Here is a 21,177-nt window from a genome sequence, read left to right as displayed (position 1 = left end):
TGGGGACGAGTGCGGGATGCCTCTCATTTTCCGGCGGGTGCGGGACAATCGGCCCGTGACCTTGAAGATCCACATCGACGACAGTGCCCCGCCGTACGAGCAGGTGCGGGCGCAGATCTCCGAGCAGGCGCGGTCCGGGGTGCTGCCGGTGGGGTACCGGCTGCCGACCGTGCGGGGGCTGGCCGAGTCGCTCGGCCTGGCCGCGAACACCGTCGCCAAGGCGTACCGGGCGCTGGAGACGGACGGGGTGATCGAGACGCGGGGGCGGCACGGGACGTTCGTCGCTGCCGCGGGCTCGGCGGCGGAGAGGGAGGCGGCGTCGGCTGCGCAGGCCTATGCCGAGCGGGTCCGACGGCTCGGCCTCGGTGAGGACGCGGCGCTCGATGCGGTTCGGGATGCCCTGCGGGCGGCGTACGCCGAGTAGCCACGGGCGGAATCAGATGTGCGGATCACGCCGAGCAGCCACGGCGGGAACCAGGTGTCACGTCGTACGCTCCAGCCGCCCCGGAGTCCGCGTGACCGTCCGCCCCTCCCGCGCCGCCAGCTCCCCGAACTGCACCGCGTCCTCCACCGCCGCCCCGCCGGGGTCGTTGTTGAAGTACACGTACACGTCGTGCCCGTCGGACCAGGTGTCCGCGATCCGCCGGACCCACGTCCGCAGGGACTGCCGGCCGTAGCGCGGCCACGGCTGAGCGCGGCCCTGGTGGAAGCGGACGTAGCCCCAGCCGGTGGTGCGCCACAGCGGCGTCACCGGGCGGGCCTGGACGTCGGCCCAGCACAGGGCCGCGCCCCGGGAGCGCAGCACCGCCTCCACTTCCGGCGTCCACCAGGAGTCGTGACGCGGTTCGACCGCGATGCGCGTGCCGGCGGGGAAGCAGGCGAGGCAGGCATCCAGCAGGTTGGCGTCGGCGCGCAGCGTCGGTGGAAGCTGCAGCAGAACCGGACCCAGACGGTCGCCCAGCCCTTCCGCGTGGCTCATCAGGCGGTTCACCGGTTCCCCGGGGTTCCGCAGCCGCTTGATGTGGGTGAGGTAGCGGCTCGCCTTGACCGCCACCACGAAGTCCGACGGCACGCGATCCCGCCAGGCCTCGAAGTTCTCCCGCGTCGGCAGCCGGTAGAACGCGTTGTTGATCTCCACGGTGGCGAACCGCTCCGCGTACTGCTCCAGCCACAGACGCATGGGACACCCGTCCGGGTAGAGCAGCCCCCGCCAGTCCTTGTACTGCCACCCCGACGTGCCGACGAACAGGGTCATACGTCCATCAAAGCACCGGCCGAAGCCGAAGCCTCAGCCCTACAGATACAGCCCCGCATCCGACCCGTCCCGCGGCTCCGGCAGCGTCGTCGGTGACGTGCCCCGGCGCAGCGCGTACAGCTCCGCCAGTGTCGCGCCCTCGCGGCCCACTCCCTCCTCGCTGCCCAGCCAGCCGACCGCCTCCCGCCGGGTCAGGGGCCCCACCTCGATACGGGCCAGACAGCGGCCCGGCCGGACGACGGCGGGGTGGAGGCGCTCCAGGTCCTCGTTGGTGGTGACGCCGACCAGGACGTTGCGGCCCTGGCCGAGCAGTCCGTCGGTGAGGTTCAGCAGGCGGGACAGCGCCTGCCCGGCCGTGTGCTTGGCCTCGCCGCGGATCAGTTCGTCGCAGTCCTCCAGCAGCAGCAGCCGCCAGCGGCCCTTGCCCGCCGCGTCCTCCTCGCCGATCGCGATGTCCATGAGGTAGCCGACGTCGGAGAAGAGGCGCTCCGGGTCCAGCACGCAGTCCACCTGGCACCAGTCCCGCCACGAGCGGGCCAGCGTGCGCAGCGCCGACGTCTTGCCGGTGCCGGGCGGGCCGTGCAGGAGCAGCAGTCGGCCCGCGATGTCCTCCGGGGTCGTCTTCATCAGGCGGTCCATCGCGTCCGCGACCGGTGCCGTGTAGTTGGCCCGGACCTCGTCCCACGTACCTGCCGAGATCTGCCGTGTCGTACGGTGCGGGCCGCGCCTCGGGGAGACGTACCAGAAGCCCATCGTGACGTTCTCCGGCTGCGGCTCGGGTTCGTCCGCCGCGCCGTCCGTGGCCTGGTCGAGGACCTGCTGCGCCAGCTCGGGGCTGGTCGCCGTCACCGTGACGTCGGCGCCGCGGTTCCAGCGGGAGACGAGCAGTGTCCAGCCGTCGCCCTCCGCCAGCGTGGCGCTGCGGTCGTCGTCGCGGGCCGCGCGCAGCACCCGGGCGTCCGGCGGCAGCAGTGTCGCCCCGGACCGTACGCGGTCGATGTTGGCCGCGTGCGAGTACGGCTGCTCGCCCGTCGCGAAGCGGCCGAGGAACAGCGCGTCGACGACGTCGGACGGCGAGTCGCTGTCGTCGACGTTGAGCCGGATCGGCAGAGCGTCGTGTGGGTTCGCAGACATGCCGCCATGATCGGGCACACGGGCGCCGCGTGCACCCGGTTTCCGCGGTGCGCGTGGAGTGTCGGCTCCACGCTCCTCCTCCTGCTGTGTCCCTCTCCGTCCCGTTACCGGGTCGTACATCCACGACATCTGCCCCAACCGCCCTGCCCGCCGTTACTGTTGCCCTCGATGGGACGTCATGGGTGGGATTCGGGGGCACGGCGGTGGCGGCTCACCGCGCTGCTCGGTGTGTCGGCGGCCGTCGTGGCCCTGGTGGTGACCCTGGTCAGCACGCTTCCCGGCGGCGGCGCGAGCACCGAGGGCACCTCGCCCGACGGCGACAGGGTGCACGGCACGCCCGCCACCCCGCCGCGCGAGCCGCAGCCGGACGTCGGCTGGGGCTTCACCCACACCCAGTTCAGCGCCGACGAGGGCAGCGCCGCCGCCACCGCGCGGGTCCAGGGCCTGCTCAAGCGCACAAGCCTGCCGCAGAACCAGCACATCATGGGCTGGGGAGCCGACAACCCCGAGCCGGTGAAGGGGCGTTACGACTTCGCGGCACTGGACCGCCGGGTCGACTTCGTCCGCGCCTCCGGGGGCACGCCGGTCATCACGCTGTGCTGCGCCCCGGACTGGATGAAGGGCGGCGAGGCAGGTGCCGGCAACACCGACTGGAGCCAGTCGGCCCTGGAGACGGCCCCCGACCCCGAGCACTACGACGACTTCGCCGCGCTCGCCGCGACCGTCGCCAAGCGCTATCCGGACGTGCGCCACTTCATCGTCTGGAACGAGTTCAAGGGGTTCTGGAACGACGCGGAGCACCGCTGGGACCACGAGGGCTACACCAGGCTGTACAACCTCGTGTACCGGGCCCTGAAGAAGGTCGACGCCGACATCATGGTCGGCGGCCCGTACCTCGTGATGGACAGCGTCGACCCGCGCCAGACCGAGAACGCCTCCCGCACCCTCAAGGGCCCCTGGGGCGCCATGGACCAGCGGGTCCTGGACGCCTTCGGCTACTGGAACGAGCACAAGGCGGGCGCCGACTTCGTCGTCGTGGACGGCTCCAGTTACACCAAGGACGACGATCTGCTGCCCGACGAGTTCGCCGCGACGGACAAGTTCACGGCCGTCGGCCAGTGGGTGCGCCGGCAGACCGGTGGCGATCTGCCGCTGTGGTGGGCCGAGTACTACGTCGAGCCGTCCGACGGCAACGACGACCGGCACGGCTGGTCCGAGGCCCGCCGCGGTGCCGTCCAGGCCGCCGGAATGATCGCCATGGTCAAGGGCGGCGCCTCCTCCGGCCTCTACTGGAACCCGGAGGAGGAGACGGGCCCCGACTGCCCCGGCTGCCTGTGGACGCCGACCGACACCGGCGACGGGGGCGGCAGGCTGCCCATGTACGACCTGGTCGCCCGCTTCAACGCCGAGTTCCCGCCGGGTACGGCGTACGAGACGGTGTCCGCCCCGGCGGACGTACGTGTCCTCGCCAGTGACAAGGCTCTGCTGGTGGTCAACACGCTCGACCGGGCGATCAGCACCGAGGTCGACGGCAAGCGGTTCGACCTGCAGGCGTACGAGGTGAAGTGGCTCAAGCGGTAGGGCCGGTCCGCCGGACAGGCCCTGGGCCGCTCACTTCATCGTCAGGAACCGCTGCACCAGCGAGGCGAGCAGCACCGCCAGCAGCGGCAGCGAGAACCAGAAGGTGCTCTGCAGCCACCGCAGTTGCCGCACGCTCGGCCGCACCGCCACCCGGACCACTTCCCGCGCCGTCAGCAGCACGATCAGCGCGACGGCCGCGAGCGCCCCGACCACCGACCAGGGGGTCCAGGTCACCAGCGGTCCGGCCGGCCCCGGGTCCGCCTCCGGCACGGGACCCCTGGGCTGCCGGGCCAGGGAGTAGAGGGTGACGTCGTCGTTGACGTACACCTTCCGCAGCTCCGGCCGCCGGTCCAGGTTCTGGATCAGCCGGGGCTCCCAGGTCGCCGAGTAGCCCACGTCCATGCGCAGGAAGGTGACCTGACTCCGGTTGATCATCAGATACGAGTTCGGCCCCGCGTCCTTCAGCGCCTTGACCAGCCCCGACACCAGCACCGGGTCGGTCGGCGCCTGCGTCGGCACGTACTGCACCTTCTCCATGTCCCGGGCGCCCCACGGCATGGCCGGCGTCACGGTCTCCAGCGGGTCGTCGCTGAGCCACAGCAGCCGGACGCTCGGGTCGTCATGGGCGTACACGTACTCCATCGCGGCGACCTCGCCGGGCCGTACCCGCTCGAAGGTCTCGTTGCCCCAACGGGCCACCAGGAAGCCGCCCATGAGCACAAGACCGGCCATCAGCGCGGCCAGCGGGGCGAGGCTCACCCGGTCCTTGTCGCGCTCCTCGGCGGTGACGCCGGTGCGCGGGAACAGGGCCAGTCCGGCCAGCAGGGCGGCGCCGGGCAGCGCGAACAGGAAGACGCGCAGCGCCATTTCACCGCCGTACGACTGCATGCCGAAGCCCAGGAACGGCACGAAGGCGAGGACCAGCAGCGAACGCTCCCGGTACTTGTGCTCGTGCCGCCGCCACCAGCCCCAGCAGGCGAAGGCCATCACCCCGCCGGCCAGTGCCACGCGCGCGTACAGCACGAGTTTGTGGGTGGAACTGCCGCCCTCGATCCGGCCGGACACCGACGACGACACATTGCCGCCGACGCCGCCGACCCCGCCGAACAGCTCGGCGAAGTGCCCGGACCAGTACGGTTCGGCCAGGAAGCCGATCCAGGCGGCGACCATCACCCCGCACAGGACGGGCAGGCCGCGCAGTTCGGACCTGCCGATCAGGACGAGGACCGAGAGCACACCCAGCATCACGAACGGGGTGAGCTGGTGGGCCGGCACGGTCGCCGCGAACAGACCGGTCACCACCAGCAGCAGCGCCGCCCGCTGCCGCCGGTTGGTCGGCTCGACCTCCGCCTCGCCGGGACGCGCCTTGGCCCAGATCACGCGCGGGGCACGGAACCAGACGAGCAGGATCGCCACGAAGACGAGGTACAGCAGATAGGTGAAGCCCTGCGGGGAGAAGTAGTCCTGCCCGACCCAGCCGCTCAGCACGAAGATCCAGACCCCGGTCCACTTGGCGCGCCAGCTCGCCCGGAGCGAGCGGGTCAGCAGGAACAGCGGGGCCAGGTAGAGCAGTTGCATGGTCAGCGGCCACCAGCGGATGACCTCGGTGAGGTCCGTGACCCCGCAGGCCTGGGCGACGAACGCGGCGGCCGTGAAGAAGCCCGGCCAGCTCCAGCGCGCGTCCAGGTCGGGCACCGCGACGCCGGTCCGGTCGATGTGGTCGAGGAACCCGAGGTGCTGCCAGGCGGTCGCGAACCGCGGCTCGGTCTCGATCACCGCGGGCAGCGCGTGCAGGGACACGACGGTCGCCAGCAGGGTGACCAGCAGCAGCGTCCGGTGCTCGCGACCGAGCCACAGCAGCGAGGCGAACACCACGACCAGCAGTGCGGCACCGACCAGGGTCGGGGCCGGCAGCACGGAGACGAGGCCGAGCCCGCCCATCCGGTCCAGGTCGGCCTCGCCGAGCCGCAGGGCCGGGACCCAGTACAGCAGGAGGGCGGCGATCAGCAGACAGCCGAGGATCACACCGAGGCGGGTGGGGAACAGGCGTCGCAGCGACGGCTCCGGACGGGGAACATCCGCTTCCGGAGCGGGTGTCGGTTCCGGTTCCGGCATCGGCTCCGGTACGGCCGCCATGCCGGCCTCCGGCTCGAACGGCGCGTCCACCTCAGGCTCCGGCAGCACGGGCACGCCCGTCGGCGGTGTCCCCGGCCCCGGCCGCACGTCGGGGCGGCGTTCGAGGTGGTCGAAGTCGACATGGACGCCGAGCGCGAGGGTGTCGCCGTCGAGCGCCCAGGCCGGCCCGCGCCTGCGGGCCGGCCCGGGCGCCGCCGGGACCTCGCGCGCCCCCAGGTCGGCGAGGTCCCCGTCGGGTGCCGTGCCCTCGACGAGGTCGACGGACGGAGCCCTGACGATCTTGTACAGCCTGGGCGCGGCGATCGCCACGATCACCGCGAGGCTGGCGATCTCCGCGACGCCCGCGCCGGTCAGCCCCATGCGGGGGAGCAGCAGCAGCGTCAGCCCGAGCACCAGCACGCACAACAGGCCCTGCAGCCAGGCGAGTCCGGCGGTGCGGCTCTGTGCGCGCAGCACCGCCAGGTACGTCTCCATCACGACCCGCAGGACCGCGCCGAGTGCGAACCAGCGCAACAGCGGCGTCGCCGCGTCCGCGTAGCCGGCACCGAAGACACTGAGGATCCACGGCGCGCCGAAGAACAGCAGGGCGGCGACCGGCAGCATGATCCGCGCCATCCGCTTCAGCGCGGCACGGGTGTTGGCGGCGAGGCGGCCCGGGTCGTGCGAGCCCTCCACGGTCAGCGAGGCGCCCATGTTGATGGCGAGCAGGTTGACCGTGCCGCCGATGGTGGCGGTGATGTAGAAGTACGCGTTGTCCTCGGAGCTGACCTGCGCGGCCACGATCACCGGCACGAGATAGACCACGGCGAGCGAGAACAGCGACCCGGTGTAGTCACCGGCCAGGAACCTGCCGACCTCCCCGAGCGTCGGCGGGGTCGCCTGCTCCTCGGTCGCCTTCACATGCCGGGGCACCAGCCGCCGGAACACCAGCCAGCCGAGCGGCAGTACGGAGGTGGCGATCGCCGCGACCCAGGACACGAAGACGCCGGTCATCGGGATCGCCACCGCGAACGCGACCAGCAGCCCCAGCTTCACCGCGGAGAACACGGTGTTGCCGACCGGCACCCACAGCGCGCTGCGCAGCCCGGTCAGCACACCGTCCTGCAGGGTGAGCAGGTTCCACGCGACGACGGCCACCACGAACCCGACGGCGGGCAGCGGCCCGTGCAGGAAGCGGTACGACGGCCCCCACACGTCCAGCGTCAGCAGAAAGACACCCGCGGCCAGCGCCACCACCAGCGAACTGCCCGCGTACGTACGGAGGATGAGCCGCCCGGTGGTGCGGCCCGCGACCGGGATGAAGCGGGCCAGGGCACCGGTGAGCGTCACCGCGGTGAGCCCCGCGAGGAGCTTCATCGCGGCGATCGCGGCCGAACCCTGACCGACCGCAGCCTCGGAGTAGTAGCGGGCCGCCACCAGCCAGTAGCCGAGGCCCAGGAGGGCGGAGATGCCGGTGTTGAGCATCAGCGCGTAGGCGTTGCGGAACAGCTGACCGCCGCCCGGCGACCGGCCGAGTGCGGGCAGGCGCAGCCGGCGCCGGGGCTGCTGCTCCGGGATCTGCGTCTCGATGGGTTCGGCCTGTGCTGTGGTCGTCGTGTCAGACACGGGTTCTGGTGGCCTTCCGGCGGACCTGTCGTGCTCTGCGGACCATCGCGTACCCCTTGGTGAGGGCGCGGTCCCTGGCGAAGGTGCGGGCGATCGCGCGGCCCTCGACCAGCCGCTCGAACTCCTCGAGGCCGGTGCTGCGGCGCACGGTGACCCGGCGCAGGGCGTACGGTCCCTGGTGGCGGCGGGCCAGGCCGTTGCCGACGGCGAGCGCCTGGGCGTACCCCGTGGCGCGCACCTCCTGTCGCACCCGGCGGCTGGAGTAGCCGTAGGGGTATGCGAACGACACGGGCAGGGCGCCCAGTTCACCGGCCACGATGTCCCGGCAGCGGGTCAGCTCGAAGCGCAGGGCGTCGTCGTCGAGCTGGTCCAGCTGCGGGTGGCTGTGGCTGTGGCCGCCGATCTCGACGCCCGCGTCCGCCAGCTGGCGCACCTGGTCCCAGTCGAGCATGCGGTCCAGGCCGCCGCCGGTGTCGTACGCGCCCCGGAGCCAGCCCGTGGAGACGAACAGCGTGGCCGGGAAGCCGTGCTTGGCGAGCACGGGCAGGGCGTGCCGGTGCACGCCCTCGTAGCCGTCGTCGAAGGTGACCAGCACCGGGCGCGGCGGCAGCGGGCGGCGGCCCGTGCGCCACCGCGCCGCCAGGTCGGCCGTGGTGACCGGCGTCAGGCCCAGGCCGTCGATGACCGCCATCTGCCGGGCGAACGCATCGGGCGTGACCGACAGGGCACGGGTGGCGTCGTTCGGGTCGGTCGCGACCGCGTGGTACATGAGGATCGGTACGCGCACCTCAGACACCGGAACCCCCCTCGATCGGCGCCACGGAGAACGTGGTGCCGCCCCTGCGCGCCCGGACACTCCCCACGACGTACCCACCGGCCGCCGCGAACACTCCGGCGACGATCGCACCCGCCCGCCCCGCACCGCCCGGCCGGGCCAGCACGGCGTCGCGCAGCCCGCGCGCCACCCCGGCCGGCAGCACCCGGGTCGTGTACCGGCGTTCCGACTCGAGTCCCTTGTCCGCGCCGACACTTCGGGCCACCAGCGCCTTCGACAGGCCTTCGGCATACGTACGCGTACGGAAGTACCCGAAGTGCTCACGCGCCTTCGGCACCCGGTGGTGGATCACCGCACGGTCGTCGATCAGCAGGACCGCCTCAGGCAGGGCGCGGGTGAGGCGGATGCACAGTTCCGTCTCCTCGCAGCCCAGCGGGCGCTTGTCGCCGTCGCGGCCGATACCGGTGGCGAAGCCGCCCGCCGTGTCGAACGCGCTGCGGCGGAAGGAGGCGTTGCCGCCGAGGACGTTGCGCACCCGGACCAGTCCGCGGGGCAGGCCCCGGTAGGTGCAGCCGACCACCCAGTCGAACTCCTCCGGGAACCAGGCGGGCCGGCGCCCCGACGCCCAGATCGGCTCCGTACGGCCGCCGACCGCCATGACCCGCGGGTCGGCGTACGACGAGGCGAAGTGGCGCAGCCAGTCGCGTTCGGCGACGGCGTCGTCGTCGAGGAAGGCGATGACGTCGCCGCGGGAGGCCGCGATGCCGGTGTTGCGGCCGGCGGACAGACCGCGGGGGCCCGCGTTGGCGAGCACCCGCACGTCCCCGGCCTCCTTGTACTCCCCGGCCAGACGGTCCAGGAGCGCCTGGTTGTGGTCCACGACCAGGAGCGTCTCCAGAGCCGGCCGGGACTGCGCCCGCACCGAGGCGACCGCCGCGAGGATGTCCTCCCAGCGGTCCTCGGTGTAGACGCAGATCACGACGGAGATGTCGGGACTGCTCAAGACACCTCTCCCCGGACCGTGTCGAGCATCGGGGACTGGTGCGTACGGCGGCGCAGCGCACGCCGGTTGGAGCGCTCCTTGAGGATCACCTTCAGCACCCGCAGCCCGTCGCGCACCGCGCGCAGATTGCTGGTGCCGTGGATGCGGAGGTACTCGTGGCTCGGTATCTCCTGCACCTTCAGCCCCGCCTTGACCACCCGGATGTTCATCAGGGTCTCGACCTCGAAGCCGGTGCAGTCGAGGTCGATCTTGTCCAGGCAGTGCCGCCAGAACGCGTTGTAGCCGTAGCACAGATCGGTGTAGCGGGCGCCGAACTTGCGGTTGACGACCGCGCACAGGGCACGGTTGCCGAGCTTGCGGATGAAGGTCATGTCGTCGGTGCCGCCGCCGTTGGCGAAACGCGAGCCCTTGGCGAAGTCCGCGCCCGAGACCAGGGCGGAGACGTACGACACGATCTCGTTGCCGTCGGCCGAGCCGTCCGCGTCGACCATCACGATGATGTCGCCGGTGCAGGCCTCGAACCCGGTGATCAGCGCGTCGCCCTTGCCCTTGCCGCGCTGTCCGACGACTTTCACGTCCGGCCACAGGTCACGGGCGACCTCGACGGTGTTGTCGGTGGAATTGCCGTCCACAAGAACCACTTCGTGTATCCAGTCCGGAAGTGTCTTGAAGACGTAGGGGAGATTCTCCGCCTCGTTCATGGCGGGAATCACCACGCTCACCGGTGGCGTAATGGCCAGGTGAGAGGAGATCGGCCGGTATGCGCCGGCCGTTGTCGGATTCTGGCTCGTGGTTGCCGAGCCCAGAACGGAGCTCATGAGTCTGGTCCCTCTCGTCCGGTGGACCGCCCACCCCCGGGCGGCCCGGCTCTGTGTCCGGTTCGAAAGGGGGGTTGTCACTGGCAAAAGCTCGCCGGCTCCGGAAAACGGCAGCCGGTTGCGCGGCACGTCTCGGTCACACGCAGGTCACCGAGCACGGCACCCCCCTACCGCGCCCCGCGCCGGCACCACCGCGGCCCCTGAGCCCTCCCCTGGTTCCGCTTGGTGATGGTCCGATGCGGGTGAGATGTATGACGGTATTGACCTATCACTCCTTATGGCAAGACCTGGAACCTGACCTCACCTTTTTGTTGGTTTGGCCGTTACTTGCGACCTGACCGGATCTTGCCCATTTTCTTGAGCAGCCGGTCGGCGGGCTCGAACAGCTCCGGCCGCGACACCACGACATTGCGCAGCGCGCGCACCGGCGCGCGTCGGGCCCGGTGCCCGATCGCCACTGGGTGACGTCGCGTCACCCACCCCTCGGACACCTGGATTTCACGGGTCTTCAGGGAGTCCTTGTATTCCTTCTGGCCCCGGCCCAGATCGAGATAGGCGATGCCGTCGGCGGCGGCCGCCTCGGCCATCCGCAGATGCAGGACCAGCCCCGGGGAGTACTTCGAGTACGCCGGGTCGTACGCCGGGAACCAGCAGGCGAGCACCCGCTCGCTGCGCAGCCCGAAGTGCGCGGCGATCGGCTTGCCGTCCGCGTACAGCACGGACAGGATCCCGGCGAACGGCTGGGAGCGGGTGTGGAACAGTTGCTCCACCAGGCGGGTGATCCAGTCGTGCGCGAAGCGGTCGCTGCGCCCCGTCCTGCGGTACTGCGCGGACTTCCAGTCCATCAGCGTGCGCAGGGCGGCGGGATCGCGCTCGTCGTGGACGTACCCGACCTCACCCGCGTCCCGGCCCAGCTTGCGCTCCTTGGCGAGCGTGGTCCTGGTGAACTTCGGTGACTGGCCGCGCAGTCGGCTCAGATAGGCCTCGTAGCCCTGGTCGACATCCATGACCGGGGACGGGAAGGTGCCGGAGGCCTCGGCCTCGAACGGCTGCTGGCCTTCCACCAGGTGGTCGAACTCCCATACGGCGAGCCCACAGGCCCGCAGCAGCTCCCGGGCGTCCCAGGCGAACCCGGGCCGGTGCACCACGCCCTGGGCGTCGGAGACACCGAGCCCGATGGCCCGGCCGACGCCGGTCGCCGATCGCTGGAACGGGAAGAACGCGGCCGGTTCGCCGCCCTCGCGGACGACCGCGATCCGTACGCCCCGTCTGCACCGGCCCACCGCGAGCGCGAACTCGGGGGACAGGAACGGGTTCGCCAGCTCGGGCGAACCGTGCAGATGGGCCTTGGCCTGCATGGCCGTCCACGCCGCCCGGTCGGCGGCGGTCAGTTCGCCGGGGCGGTACACACTGATGTCCACGTCACGGGCCCTGTCTTCTCACGGTACGGCCGCCGTGGCGCCGTACCAGAACCAGCAGGAGAGTGAGGGCGCTGATGGCGGTCACGGCCGCGATCCCGCCGCGTACCGACCACAGGTGCAGGGCCAGCAGACCCTGGGCCACCAGCATGTCGACGACGATCGCACCCGCCAGCGAAACGAGTGCGCGACTGAGCGGATCCAGCCCGCTGAGCGCGGCGGCGATGGCCGCGGCCGGCGCCACGAGCAGGAAGAACAGCGTGAACGGAGCGCGCAGCGGCGAGCTCGAGTCGGTGAGCGCGAGCAGCGCGCCGATCCCCCCGACGGCCGTCACGGCGCCCGCGAGCACGGGCCACAGGTCCCTCCCCGAACCCGGCCGCGTCCCCTCGGCACCGTCTGGTGCGTCTGATGCATCGGTCTTGATGCGGATGGTCTGCATTGGCGACTTTGCCCCCCGAAGCGCCGGATGCCGGGCTTCAATGTCGCGCAGTGCCGCCCGGGCCGTCAAGACGCGGAATGCGCTTCCTGTGGCAGATACGGACATTCCCCGGAGGCGACGGTCCGCCCCCGGGGAACTGCCTGTCACACCAGGCTCAGTGGTGTCACGGGACGATCTTCAGCAGCCGGTTCGGGGAGCCGCTGCCCGGGCTGGTGACCTTGCCGGTGGTCGCTCCGCTCGTCAGTGCCGAGGCGACCTGCGCCGGGGTGGACGAGGTGTGGTTCGCGAGGTAGACCGCCGCCGCGCCCGCGACGTGCGGAGTCGCCATCGACGTACCGGAGATGGTGTTCGTCGCGGTGTCGCTGGTGTGCCAGCCGGCCGTGATGGAGGAGCCGGGCGCGAAGATGTCCAGGGCGGAGCCGTAGTTGGAGTAGCTCGCCTTGGCGTCCGTGTTGGTGGTGGCGCCGACCGTGATCGCTTCGGAGACCCGGGCTGGGGAGGACGAGGAGGCGGTGGTGCTGCTGTTGCCCGCCGCGACGGCGTAGGTCACGCCGCTGGCTATGGAGTTGCGGACCGCCGTGTCCAGCGATGCCGAAGCGCCGCCGCCGAGCGACATGTTGGCGACCGAGGGGCCGGAGTGGTTCTGCGTCACCCAGTCGATGCCGGCGATCACGCCCGCCGTGGTGCCGGAACCGCTGTTGTTCAGCACCCGGACCGCCACGATCTTCGCCTTCTTGGCGACGCCGTAAGTGGAACCGGCGACCGTGGTGGCCACATGGGTGCCGTGGCCGTTGCCGTCGGAGGCGGTGGTGTCGCCGTCGACGGCGTCGTAGCCGTAGGTGGCCCGGCCGCTGATCTGCGAGTGGCTGATGCGCACGCCGGTGTCGATGACGTATACGGTCACGCCGCTGCCCGCGCTGTCCGGATATGTGTAGGTCCCGGAAAGCGGAAGCGAGGTCTGGTCGATCCGGTCCAGGCCCCAGGGGGCGTTGGACTGTGTGGTGTCGGCGAGCTGGACGCGCTGGTTCTGCTCGACGGAGGCCACTGCGGGGTCGGCGGCCAGTCTCCTCGCCTCGGTCGCGGAGAGGTTGGCGGTGTAGCCGTTCAGCGCCTTGCCGAACGTCTGCTGCACCGTGCCGCCGTACTTCTTGATCAGACCCTTGCCCTCGCTGGACGTGGCCCTGACGCCGGCGCCCTTCTTGAGGGTGACGATGTAGCTGTCCTTGACGGCGGTGGGGGAGCCGGCCGCCAGGACCTTGCCCTCGGCCGGGGCGGCCTGGGCGGGGAGTGCGGTGAGCCCGCCCAGGAGGGCGGCGGTCGCCAGGCTGGTGGTCGCGGCGAACCGGGCCTTCTTGCTACGCAGTTGTGCCATTACGAGGGAGTCCTCCTCCAGGCGGCGCGCGCCCGGGTGGGGCTGCGCGCATGTGGGGGGTGAGCGCGTCTTCGCGCACACGGCCCGGGGCGTCGCGTACCGCCCGGGCTGCGGTAAAGCGTGGGTGAGCTACGTGCGTAGAACAAGGGAGTTGAGCACCTGTCAACAAATCTGTCATGGGCACGTAATCAACGCCAGAGCGAACGCGCAGGGTTCATGTGGAGGATGGGTGAAAAGTCTTGGCATGGACACTTCCGTTCAACACGCGTAGTTGGTACGACGGTTGAGGCAGAGATCCTGCTAAAGGGAGGTTCCATGAGAGGTTCCCGACTTGTCGTGTTACTCGGCTCACTCCTCCTCGCCGCATCGGCCGCCCTCACGGGAGCCGCTCCGGCGCAGGCGTCCGAAGCCGCCGCCACCGGCTATGTGGCGCTCGGCGACTCCTATTCCTCCGGCGTCGGCGCGGGCAGTTACATCAGCTCCAGCGGCGACTGCAAGCGCAGTACGAAGGCGTACCCGTACCTCTGGGCCGCCGCCAACTCACCCTCGTCGTTCGCCTTCACGGCCTGCTCCGGCGCCCGAACGGATGAAGTCCTCGCCGGTCAGCTGGCCCCGCTCAACGCGAGTACAGGTGTGGTGTCCATCAGCGTCGGCGGCAACGACGCCGGCTTCGCGGACGTCATGACGACCTGCGTACTCCAGTCCGACAGCGCCTGCATCTCCCGCATCAACACCGCCAGGGCGTACGTCGACACGACGCTGCCCGGCAAGCTCGACACCGTCTACTCGGCGATCCGCAGCAGGGCACCCGCGGCGCAGGTCGTCGTGCTCGGCTACCCCCGCTTCTACAAGCTCGGCCAGTCGTGCCTCGGTCTGTCCGAGACCAAGCGCAAGGCCATCAACGACGCCTCCGACCACCTCAACACCGCCATCCAGAAGCGCGCCCTGAACCACGGCTTCACCTGGGGCGACGTGCGCGGCACCTTCACCGGCCACGAGATCTGCTCCGGCAGCTCCTGGCTGCACAGCGTCAACTGGCTCAACATCGGCGAGTCGTACCACCCGACCGCGAACGGCCAGTCCGGCGGCTATCTGCCGGTGCTCGACAACGCCGCCTGATCTTCAGGGAGTCGGCGTAGGTGAAGCGGAGGCCCCGCCCGTCGGGGTCTCCGTCACACAGGTCACCGAGAACGCCACCGCGTCGGACGTCGTCCGGACCGGATCGCGGACCTCGACACTGATCTCGTTCTGATACGTCCCACTGTCGGCGTACGTCGTCACGATCACCTGGTCCTGCCGGGTCCGCTCGCCCCCTTCGGGGAACGACAGCGTCTTCCAGCTCTCGACCTCGCCGTCCTTGGTCACCCAGCGGTAGTCCACCTCCGCGGGCAGCCGTCCCACCGTGAACGTCGCCGTGAACGCGGGAGCCTGGTCGTTCGCCGGCGGGCACGTGCCCGAGTACTCCGTGCGGGCGCCGGCGAGGGTGACCGTCACCGACTGCGGCGGGGGAGCGGTCGTCGGACTGCTGCTCGGGGTCGGGGTGGGGGGAGCGGTGGTGCCCGGCGTGGTCTCCTTCTCGGGTGCCGACGAAGTCGCCCCTGCCGTAGGGGTGTTGCCGCCCCCTGCGGTGCGGTTGTCGCCGTCGTCGCGGTTCAGCAGGGCGTACGTGAGACCGGCGATCGCCAGCGCCAGGGCGGTGACGCCGGCGATCAGGACGGCGGCGGTGCGTTTGTCGCGGCGCGGTTCGTCGACGGTGGTCGCGGCAGGGGCAGCGGCAGTGGGGACGGGCCGGGGCGGCGTCGGCGGCTGTTGGTGGGCCGCGGCGGTCGGGGCGTACGGGGTGTACGGCGTCGTCGGGGCCGTGTCCGCGCGCGGCGTGCCTCCCGCGCCGATCAGCCGCAGGTCCTGCTCGGCCCGCGCGGCCGGCAGCCGCTCGGCGGGGTCCTTGCGCAGCAAGCCCTCGATGACCGGGGTGAGCGGACCGGCCCGGCGGGGCGGCGGCAACTCCTCGTCGACGATCGCCCGCAGGGTGCTCAGCGGCGTGTCGTTGCGGAACGGGGAACTGCCCTCCACCGCCGCATACAGCAGCACGCCGAGCGACCACAGGTCCGACTCGGGACCCGGCGTGCGGCCGAGCGCGCGTTCCGGCGCCAGGAACTCGGGCGAGCCGACCACCTCCCCGGTCATGGTCAGCGCGGAGCTGCCCTCCACCATCGCGATACCGAAGTCGGTGAGCACCACCCGGCCGTCGTTCGACAGCAGTACGTTGCCCGGCTTCACGTCCCGGTGCAGCACCCCGGCCTCGTGCGCGGCACGCAGCGCGGACAGCACCTCGGCGCCGATGTGCGCCGCGCGCTGCGGGGACAACGGGCCCTCGGCGTCCAGCAGCTCGGCGAGGGAGATCCCGCGGACCAGCTCCATCACGATCCACGGCCGGCCCTCCTCCGTGGCCACGTCGTACACCGTCACCACATTGCGGTTCGCGACCCGCGCGGCGGCCCAGGCCTCCCGCTCCAGACGGGCGTACATCCGCTCCACGTCCGCGGCCGGCAGCCCCGCCGGGGCCCGCACCTCCTTGACGGCGACCTCGCGGCGCAACACCTCGTCGCGGGCGAGCCACACCGTCCCCATGCCGCCCTCGCCGAGCGGGGACAGCAGTCGGTAGCGGCCGGCGATCACGCGTTCACTGCCCGGATCCACGGACACCGGCGCCCCCTTCGCATCCACGAACGATGTCTCGCCTGATTTCTCCCCAAAAGTAGCTCAGCCGAATGCGGATGCCGCCCCCCTGAACACCAATCCGGCCCCGAGGGCGACGACGACGAACCCGGAACCCACCGGCGCGGTACGGCGGATCAGGGCGGCCAGCGGATTGGCGGTCCAGCGAGGCCGCCGGACCAGCGCCCGGGTCACGCCGCTGCCGAACCGGACGACGGCGAACCCGGCCGCGGTGAGGGTGAGCGCGAGCCCGGCGCCGTACGCGACGACGAGCAGCAGCCCGAACCAGGCCTGCCCGAGCGCCGCCGCGCCGACGAGCACGACGACGGCCGAGGGACTGGGCACGAGCCCGCCGGCGAAGCCCATGAGAATCGTGCCGCGGAGGGTGGGGGCGATGGGGTGGGAGTGGGTGTGGCCGCCATGACTGTGCTCGATGGTGTGGGGGTGGGTGTGCTGGTGATCGTGACCGTGGTCGTGATCGTGGCCGTGTTTTCTGTGCTCGTGGTCGCGGTGGTCGTGGGCGTGCTCGTGTTCGTGGTCATGGGTGTGCGGGTGGCCGTGGGCCTGTCCACGGTTGCGGAACGCCCGTCGTACGAGGCCCGCTCCCGCCAGTGTCACCAGCACCCCGCTCGCGATGCCCAGCCAGGCGATCACCGAGGGTGCCGCCGCGGACCCGGCGGTGACCAGAACGCCGAGGGCGACCACGCCGAGGGTGTGGGTGACCGTCACCGAGGCGGCCAGGGGGAGGACGTGCCGCATACGGGCGCGGCCGCCGTGGGCCGCCGCGGTCGCGGCCATGAGGGTCTTGCCGTGGCCCGGTGCGAGCGCGTGCATCGCGCCGAGGCCGACCGCGATGAGCAGGGCCAGGGCGGCGAAGCCGACGGTGAGATCGTGCCGGGCGACCAGGGACTCCAGGGCCCGGGTCCAGCGGTCGGCGCCGCGTGGCAGGACGGACGCGGCGGGCGCGTCGCCCTGCTCCTCGGCCAGGGCGGGACCGCCGGGGCGCACGCGCAGGGACGCGGACGTCGTGTCGGCCGGGGAGGACAGCAGTTCCTCGGGATAGGCGGTCAGTTCGCGCGACGACGACTTCTCCGGCACGTCCGAGGCGGTGAGCGTCATACGGTCCCCGCGCGCGGTGATCTCCCGCCAGCCGGGGCCGGAGTCGGCGCCCGCGCTGCGGAATCCGACCGTCACGGAGTCGGCCTCGGGCAGGGGAGCCGTCAGCCGGCACTCCACCCGCAGGGTGTCGAGCCCCGCCTGACCGGGCAGCACGCGCGCGTGGCTGTCGGCGACGTCGAGCGTGACCGGGCGTCCGTCGACCGTCGCCTCGCCGGCCCGCGCGGCGTCCGCGCACCGCCCGCGGGCCCATGCGGTGATGCCGAGCCGTTCCACGTCCGGCCCGGCCTGGGTCGCCGGGATCTCGGCGAGGTCCTCGACGTGGTCGATGCGCAGCTCACCGGGGGCGGCGACGAGACCGTCGTAGTGGTTGACGGTGAAGTTGCCCAAGGGGTGCGCGCTCGCGGTGGTTGCCGGGGCGAGCACGATCGCGCCGGCGACGCCCAGGACGGCCGCGGCGGAGGCGAGAACACGACGGGGCCTCACTCGGCCCCCAGGGTCTTCAGCGCCGCGCGGGCCTCGCGAGCCGCCGACGGGGAGAACCCGGGGTTCAGCTCCAGGGCCGCCGTCAGGGAGGCGCGGGCGTCCTTCGTACGGCCCGTGGCGAGCTCGATCATGCCGCGGTGGTGCAGGAAGGCGGCGTTGCGGTAGCCGGTGGCGGTGGCCCGGCGGGCGTAGGACAGGGCTTCCTCGTCGCGGCCGCCCACGTGCAGCGCCCAGGCGAGGGCGTCCGCGGTGTGCACGGTGTGGCGGCGGGACCACTCGGCGCGGGCCGCGCGCAGGGCCAGGTCCGCGTCGCCGTGGTCGGCGGCCGCGAGCGCGGTGTCGAGGTCGGGGTTGACGCCGCCCGCGCGGGCCAGCGCCGTCCAGGCGTCGACGAGGGCGTACTGGTCGCGGGCCCTGTCCCGGTCGCCCTCCGCGCCGCGCTCCTCGTACAGCTCGCCGAGGGCGACGAGCGCGCCGGGCAGCGGGGCGCGGGCGACGACCGCCTCCATGCCCCGTACGGCCTCGGCGAGATCACCGCTCGCGGCCTGGGCGCGGGCGCGGCCCTCCAGGGCGGGCAGGTAGGTGTCGTCGGCGGCGAGGGCACGGGCGTAGTGGTCCAGGGCGGTCGTGTAGTCGCCCTGGTTCCAGGCCAGTTGGCCGAGGGCGGTGGCGACGTACGCCACGTCGCCGGGTGTGACGGCGTTGTCGAGGGCCTGTTCCAGTACCCGGCGGGCGGTGCGGACGTCGCCGCGCAGCTCGCGCACGTACGCGTACCGCGTGAAGACCGGGATGCCCGGCCGACGGGTGTCGGCGGTGTCGGCGGCCTTCGACGCGGCGTCGTAGCGGCCGAGTTCGACGAGGGCGTCGATACGGGTGGCCAGGGCGCGTTCGTTGTAGGGGTTCCGCTTCAGGGCGCGGCCGGCGAAGTCGAGGGCGCCGGTGAAGTCGTGCCGGGCCGCAGCGAGGGCGGCGAGGCCGGCCAGGGCCTGGTCGCCCTCGGGTTCGAGGGCGAGGGAACGGTCCAGTGCCCGCTCGGCCTGCGGGTAGCGCGAGGGGTCGCCGTCGACCCTGGCCTGTTCGACGTAGGCGAGGCCGAGGGTGGCCCAGCCGCCGAAGTCCCTCGGCTGGGCGCGGAGATGGGTCTGCAGGGCGCCGATGCTCGAGTCGAGGTCGCCGCTCGCCAGCACGGCCGGAGCGACGGCACCGGGCGCCGCGGCAACGCCCCGGCCGTCGCCGTCCCGGACGTTCCCCACGGCGATCGAACCGGCGGTCAGGGCCACGGCCAACAGGGCGGCGCACCCGGCAACCCGCCCGCCCCGCAGGCGCCGCCCGGCCGCAGCAACCCGCCGCAGCGCAGCGACCCGCTCGTCGACGCCCGCGGCGGTACGGTCGGCGTCCGCCGCGCCCGAGGTCGTCTCGGTGGCCGTGTCCGCGGGGGCCGCGGGGGCCGCGGTTTCCCCGGGGGCCGGGCTCCGGTCGGTCTCGTGCTCCGGCTCGTTGTCGTTCGTACGCGGGACCATGCCCTCTCCTCGTACACAAAAGGGTCGTCATCGTGAGGCGGCGCGGCCCGTGCCGTGGAGGATGGGGGAGGGACGGGCCGCGCCAGTCGGTAGGGGGGCGCGTCAGTACGCGCGGCCCCGCATCCGGCGCCACCACATCAGGCCGGCGCCGATCAGGAGGATCCCCGCCGCGCCCGCGCCCGCGGAGGCGGCGATCAGCGTCATGTTGTCCTCGGCGGACCCGGCCGGCTGCAGCGCGTCGCCGATCTGGTTGCGCACGTCGTTGCCGCCCGAGGTGCCCTTGGCGAGCGGGCCGCGGGAACCCTCCGTCGGCAGGGCGACGTACGGGAAGGCCTTCTCGAACTCCTTGTCGTTCTTGTCGACCGCGTCGCCCAGGTCGTTCTTCTGGCCGAGCAGTTCACCCTCGACGACCTGGAGCGAGGCGTCGATCACGTCGTCGGTGAGGCGACGGCCGTTCGGGAAGCCGGCGTTGTCGCCGTCGAGGACGCCGAGTCGCTTCGGTTCGGCGGCCGGTTCGATGGACGTGTTCAGGCGCAGCATCTCGGACGGGGTCACGTGCGGCGGCTGGTTGAGGTCCGGTACGCCCTTCAGGAAGACGTCCACCAGGTCGTTGCGGGGCTCCTTGGGCGCCGGGATCTTGTAGATCGCCTCGATGAGCTTCGGCAGCTCGGGGTTGGTGACGTTGTCCAGGAACTGGGCGTCGTCCCACGGCGCGGACGCGTTGAACGTGTCCTTGTCCTCGATCGGGTTGACGACCTCGTTGACCAGCGGGTTGCCGAGCCGGGAGACCTGCGTGAAGTGGCCCTGGGCGTTCTTGCGCTGGGTCGTCGACCAGATGCCGACGACCGGCTGGTCGGCCGACTCCTGGATCATCTTGGTGGGCACCTGCAGGGCGATGGAGTTGACGTTGTAGCCCTTGAGCGTGTCGTTGCCGACCTCGGAGAGGTTCCCGCCGTACAGCAGGTCGAAGACGCGCAGGTCCAGGAAGAACGGGTCGTCGGCCTGCCCGGCGAACGTCGTCGAGCCGCCCGCCAGTTCATGGACGGCCTGCTTGCGCAGCCCCGCGTAGTCCGGCATCGACGCCTTGCCGACGTTCGACGGCGCGACCGGAACGTCGTCGGCGATCTTCGTCCGGGACTGCACGTGCTGGTTCTTCAGCTTCAGCAGTTCGAGGTCGTAGGTCTGCGTGACGTTGAGGTCCGGGTCGTCGAGGCTCTCGACGGGACCGGTGTTGTAGAGGAACGTCTTCTTGTTCTTCGTCTGCGTCTTGAACGTGTAGCGGAACAGCAGTTCGCCCTGCGCGTCGCCGTTGTTGTCGATGTGGATGTCGTACTGGGCGTCCTCGGCGAAGGTGAAGAAGTTCGGACCGCCGGCCGGTTCCTCGAACGGGATCCAGTTGGCGATGATCGTCGTCGTGTCCGGCTTGTCCGGGCTCACGAACGCGTACACGTCGGTGTTGTCGTACTGCGGGGTCCCCGAGATCAGCGGGGCCTCCCGGTGGCTGGAGGCTTCCGCCTCCCCCGGTTCCAGCGCGGTCACGCCGGCGGCTGCGAGCCCTCCGGCGGCCAGCGCACCACAGACGAGGGTGGCGACGCTCCTGAGTCCTGCGCCGCGCTTGGAGATAGCTGTCATGCCGTCCGTCCTCAGTGCCAACTTGCCTGACGCCGGGGATTCGGAGCCACGCCCGGACCGGATTGGTCGAACCTGAAAACTCATTTCCTCGCTGCTCGACCCGCGTTTTCGGCTCTCTGATCCGTAACCCCATCCGGAGGTGGGTTCGTTGCGAATGCCTCGTGGGACG

16 protein-coding genes are annotated in these 21,177 nt (G+C 71.7%); 3 read left to right on the top strand and 13 right to left on the bottom strand.

Annotated features, from left to right (window positions below; all coding sequences use genetic code 11):
• Positions 1–55: 55 nt before the first annotated feature.
• Positions 56–424: a GntR family transcriptional regulator gene (locus tag ACFV7R_RS09985; RefSeq protein WP_385261947.1), complete on the top strand. Its 369-nt coding sequence runs from the start codon at positions 56–58 to the stop codon at positions 422–424.
• A 57-nt stretch (positions 425–481) separates the two neighbouring features.
• Here ACFV7R_RS09985 and ACFV7R_RS09980 read toward each other — a convergent pair whose 3' ends face one another.
• Positions 482–1,255, bottom strand: coding sequence for a DUF72 domain-containing protein (locus tag ACFV7R_RS09980; RefSeq protein WP_385261945.1), 774 nt, complete (start codon positions 1,253–1,255; stop codon positions 482–484).
• Positions 1,256–1,294: 39 nt separating this feature from the next.
• Positions 1,295–2,389 (bottom strand): DUF5925 domain-containing protein, encoded by a 1,095-nt coding sequence (locus ACFV7R_RS09975; RefSeq protein ID WP_385261943.1) that lies wholly within the window; start codon positions 2,387–2,389, stop codon positions 1,295–1,297.
• A gap of 168 nt (positions 2,390–2,557) precedes the next feature.
• Here ACFV7R_RS09975 and ACFV7R_RS09970 point away from each other — a divergent pair, with 168 nt between their 5' ends.
• On the top strand, positions 2,558–3,970 hold the full coding sequence (locus tag ACFV7R_RS09970) for a xylan 1,4-beta-xylosidase (protein ID WP_385261941.1): 1,413 nt from the start codon (positions 2,558–2,560) through the stop codon (positions 3,968–3,970).
• Between the two features lie 30 nt (positions 3,971–4,000).
• On the opposite strand, the gene ACFV7R_RS09965 is transcribed toward ACFV7R_RS09970, so the two are convergent.
• The 7 genes from ACFV7R_RS09965 to ACFV7R_RS09935 all read right to left on the bottom strand — a co-directional run bounded on the left by ACFV7R_RS09965 (position 4,001) and on the right by ACFV7R_RS09935 (position 13,536).
• The gene (locus ACFV7R_RS09965; RefSeq protein WP_385261939.1) at positions 4,001–7,711 is read right to left on the bottom strand and encodes a lipopolysaccharide biosynthesis protein; all 3,711 of its coding nucleotides are present in this window, start codon (positions 7,709–7,711) and stop codon (positions 4,001–4,003) included.
• Positions 7,704–8,507, bottom strand: a complete 804-nt coding sequence (locus ACFV7R_RS09960) for a polysaccharide deacetylase family protein (RefSeq protein ID WP_385261938.1) — start codon at positions 8,505–8,507, stop codon at positions 7,704–7,706. Before ACFV7R_RS09960 ends, ACFV7R_RS09965 begins: the two co-directional genes overlap by 8 nt.
• The gene (locus ACFV7R_RS09955; protein ID WP_385261937.1) at positions 8,500–9,489 is read right to left on the bottom strand and encodes a glycosyltransferase family 2 protein; all 990 of its coding nucleotides are present in this window, start codon (positions 9,487–9,489) and stop codon (positions 8,500–8,502) included. Before ACFV7R_RS09955 ends, ACFV7R_RS09960 begins: the two co-directional genes overlap by 8 nt.
• Positions 9,486–10,307, bottom strand: a complete 822-nt coding sequence (locus tag ACFV7R_RS09950) for a glycosyltransferase family 2 protein (protein ID WP_385261934.1) — start codon at positions 10,305–10,307, stop codon at positions 9,486–9,488. Before ACFV7R_RS09950 ends, ACFV7R_RS09955 begins: the two co-directional genes overlap by 4 nt.
• Positions 10,308–10,630: 323 nt before the next feature.
• Positions 10,631–11,728 (bottom strand): GNAT family N-acetyltransferase, encoded by a 1,098-nt coding sequence (locus tag ACFV7R_RS09945; protein WP_385261932.1) that lies wholly within the window; start codon positions 11,726–11,728, stop codon positions 10,631–10,633.
• Position 11,729: 1 nt separating this feature from the next.
• Positions 11,730–12,074: a hypothetical protein gene (locus ACFV7R_RS09940; protein WP_385261930.1), complete on the bottom strand. Its 345-nt coding sequence runs from the start codon at positions 12,072–12,074 to the stop codon at positions 11,730–11,732.
• A gap of 253 nt (positions 12,075–12,327) precedes the next feature.
• Positions 12,328–13,536 (bottom strand): S8 family peptidase, encoded by a 1,209-nt coding sequence (locus tag ACFV7R_RS09935; RefSeq protein WP_385261929.1) that lies wholly within the window; start codon positions 13,534–13,536, stop codon positions 12,328–12,330.
• A gap of 315 nt (positions 13,537–13,851) precedes the next feature.
• On the opposite strand from ACFV7R_RS09935, the gene ACFV7R_RS09930 reads away from it, so the two are divergent.
• Positions 13,852–14,655 carry an SGNH/GDSL hydrolase family protein gene (locus tag ACFV7R_RS09930; RefSeq protein WP_385261926.1) on the top strand — a complete coding sequence of 268 codons (804 nt, stop codon included), beginning with the start codon at positions 13,852–13,854 and terminating at the stop codon, positions 14,653–14,655.
• Between the two features lie 3 nt (positions 14,656–14,658).
• Here the strand turns inward: ACFV7R_RS09930 and ACFV7R_RS09925 are convergent, their stop codons facing one another.
• The 4 genes from ACFV7R_RS09925 to ACFV7R_RS09910 form a co-directional block, all read right to left on the bottom strand.
• A complete protein-coding gene (locus tag ACFV7R_RS09925) occupies positions 14,659–16,242 on the bottom strand; it encodes a serine/threonine-protein kinase (protein WP_385261924.1) in 1,584 nt (527 codons plus the stop codon).
• A gap of 57 nt (positions 16,243–16,299) precedes the next feature.
• A complete protein-coding gene (locus tag ACFV7R_RS09920) occupies positions 16,300–17,856 on the bottom strand; it encodes a nickel transporter (protein ID WP_385261922.1) in 1,557 nt (518 codons plus the stop codon).
• Positions 17,853–19,376 carry a tetratricopeptide repeat protein gene (locus ACFV7R_RS09915; RefSeq protein WP_385261920.1) on the bottom strand — a complete coding sequence of 508 codons (1,524 nt, stop codon included), beginning with the start codon at positions 19,374–19,376 and terminating at the stop codon, positions 17,853–17,855. Before ACFV7R_RS09915 ends, ACFV7R_RS09920 begins: the two co-directional genes overlap by 4 nt.
• A 102-nt stretch (positions 19,377–19,478) precedes the next feature.
• A complete protein-coding gene (locus ACFV7R_RS09910) occupies positions 19,479–21,008 on the bottom strand; it encodes a DUF4331 domain-containing protein (protein WP_385261918.1) in 1,530 nt (509 codons plus the stop codon).
• Positions 21,009–21,177 lie beyond the last annotated feature (169 nt).

This window comes from Streptomyces sp. NPDC059866 (assembly GCF_042731325.1).
Classification (GTDB): domain Bacteria; phylum Actinomycetota; class Actinomycetes; order Streptomycetales; family Streptomycetaceae; genus Streptomyces; species Streptomyces flavusporus.
This window is presented reverse-complemented; position numbering and strand designations above follow the sequence as displayed.

What these genes read in the sequence shown, in the direction of transcription:
- ACFV7R_RS09980 (WP_385261945.1), bottom strand. Translation starts at nt 1,255, where the DNA reads ATGACCCTGTTCGTCGGCACGTCGGGGTGGCAGTACAAGGACTGGCGG.
- ACFV7R_RS09935 (WP_385261929.1), bottom strand. Translation starts at nt 13,536, where the DNA reads ATGGCACAACTGCGTAGCAAGAAGGCCCGGTTCGCCGCGACCACCAGC.
- ACFV7R_RS09975 (WP_385261943.1), bottom strand. Translation starts at nt 2,389, where the DNA reads ATGTCTGCGAACCCACACGACGCTCTGCCGATCCGGCTCAACGTCGAC.
- ACFV7R_RS09970 (WP_385261941.1), top strand. Translation starts at nt 2,558, where the DNA reads ATGGGACGTCATGGGTGGGATTCGGGGGCACGGCGGTGGCGGCTCACC.
- ACFV7R_RS09930 (WP_385261926.1), top strand. Translation starts at nt 13,852, where the DNA reads ATGAGAGGTTCCCGACTTGTCGTGTTACTCGGCTCACTCCTCCTCGCC.
- ACFV7R_RS09915 (WP_385261920.1), bottom strand. Translation starts at nt 19,376, where the DNA reads ATGGTCCCGCGTACGAACGACAACGAGCCGGAGCACGAGACCGACCGG.
- ACFV7R_RS09910 (WP_385261918.1), bottom strand. Translation starts at nt 21,008, where the DNA reads ATGACAGCTATCTCCAAGCGCGGCGCAGGACTCAGGAGCGTCGCCACC.
- ACFV7R_RS09950 (WP_385261934.1), bottom strand. Translation starts at nt 10,307, where the DNA reads ATGAGCTCCGTTCTGGGCTCGGCAACCACGAGCCAGAATCCGACAACG.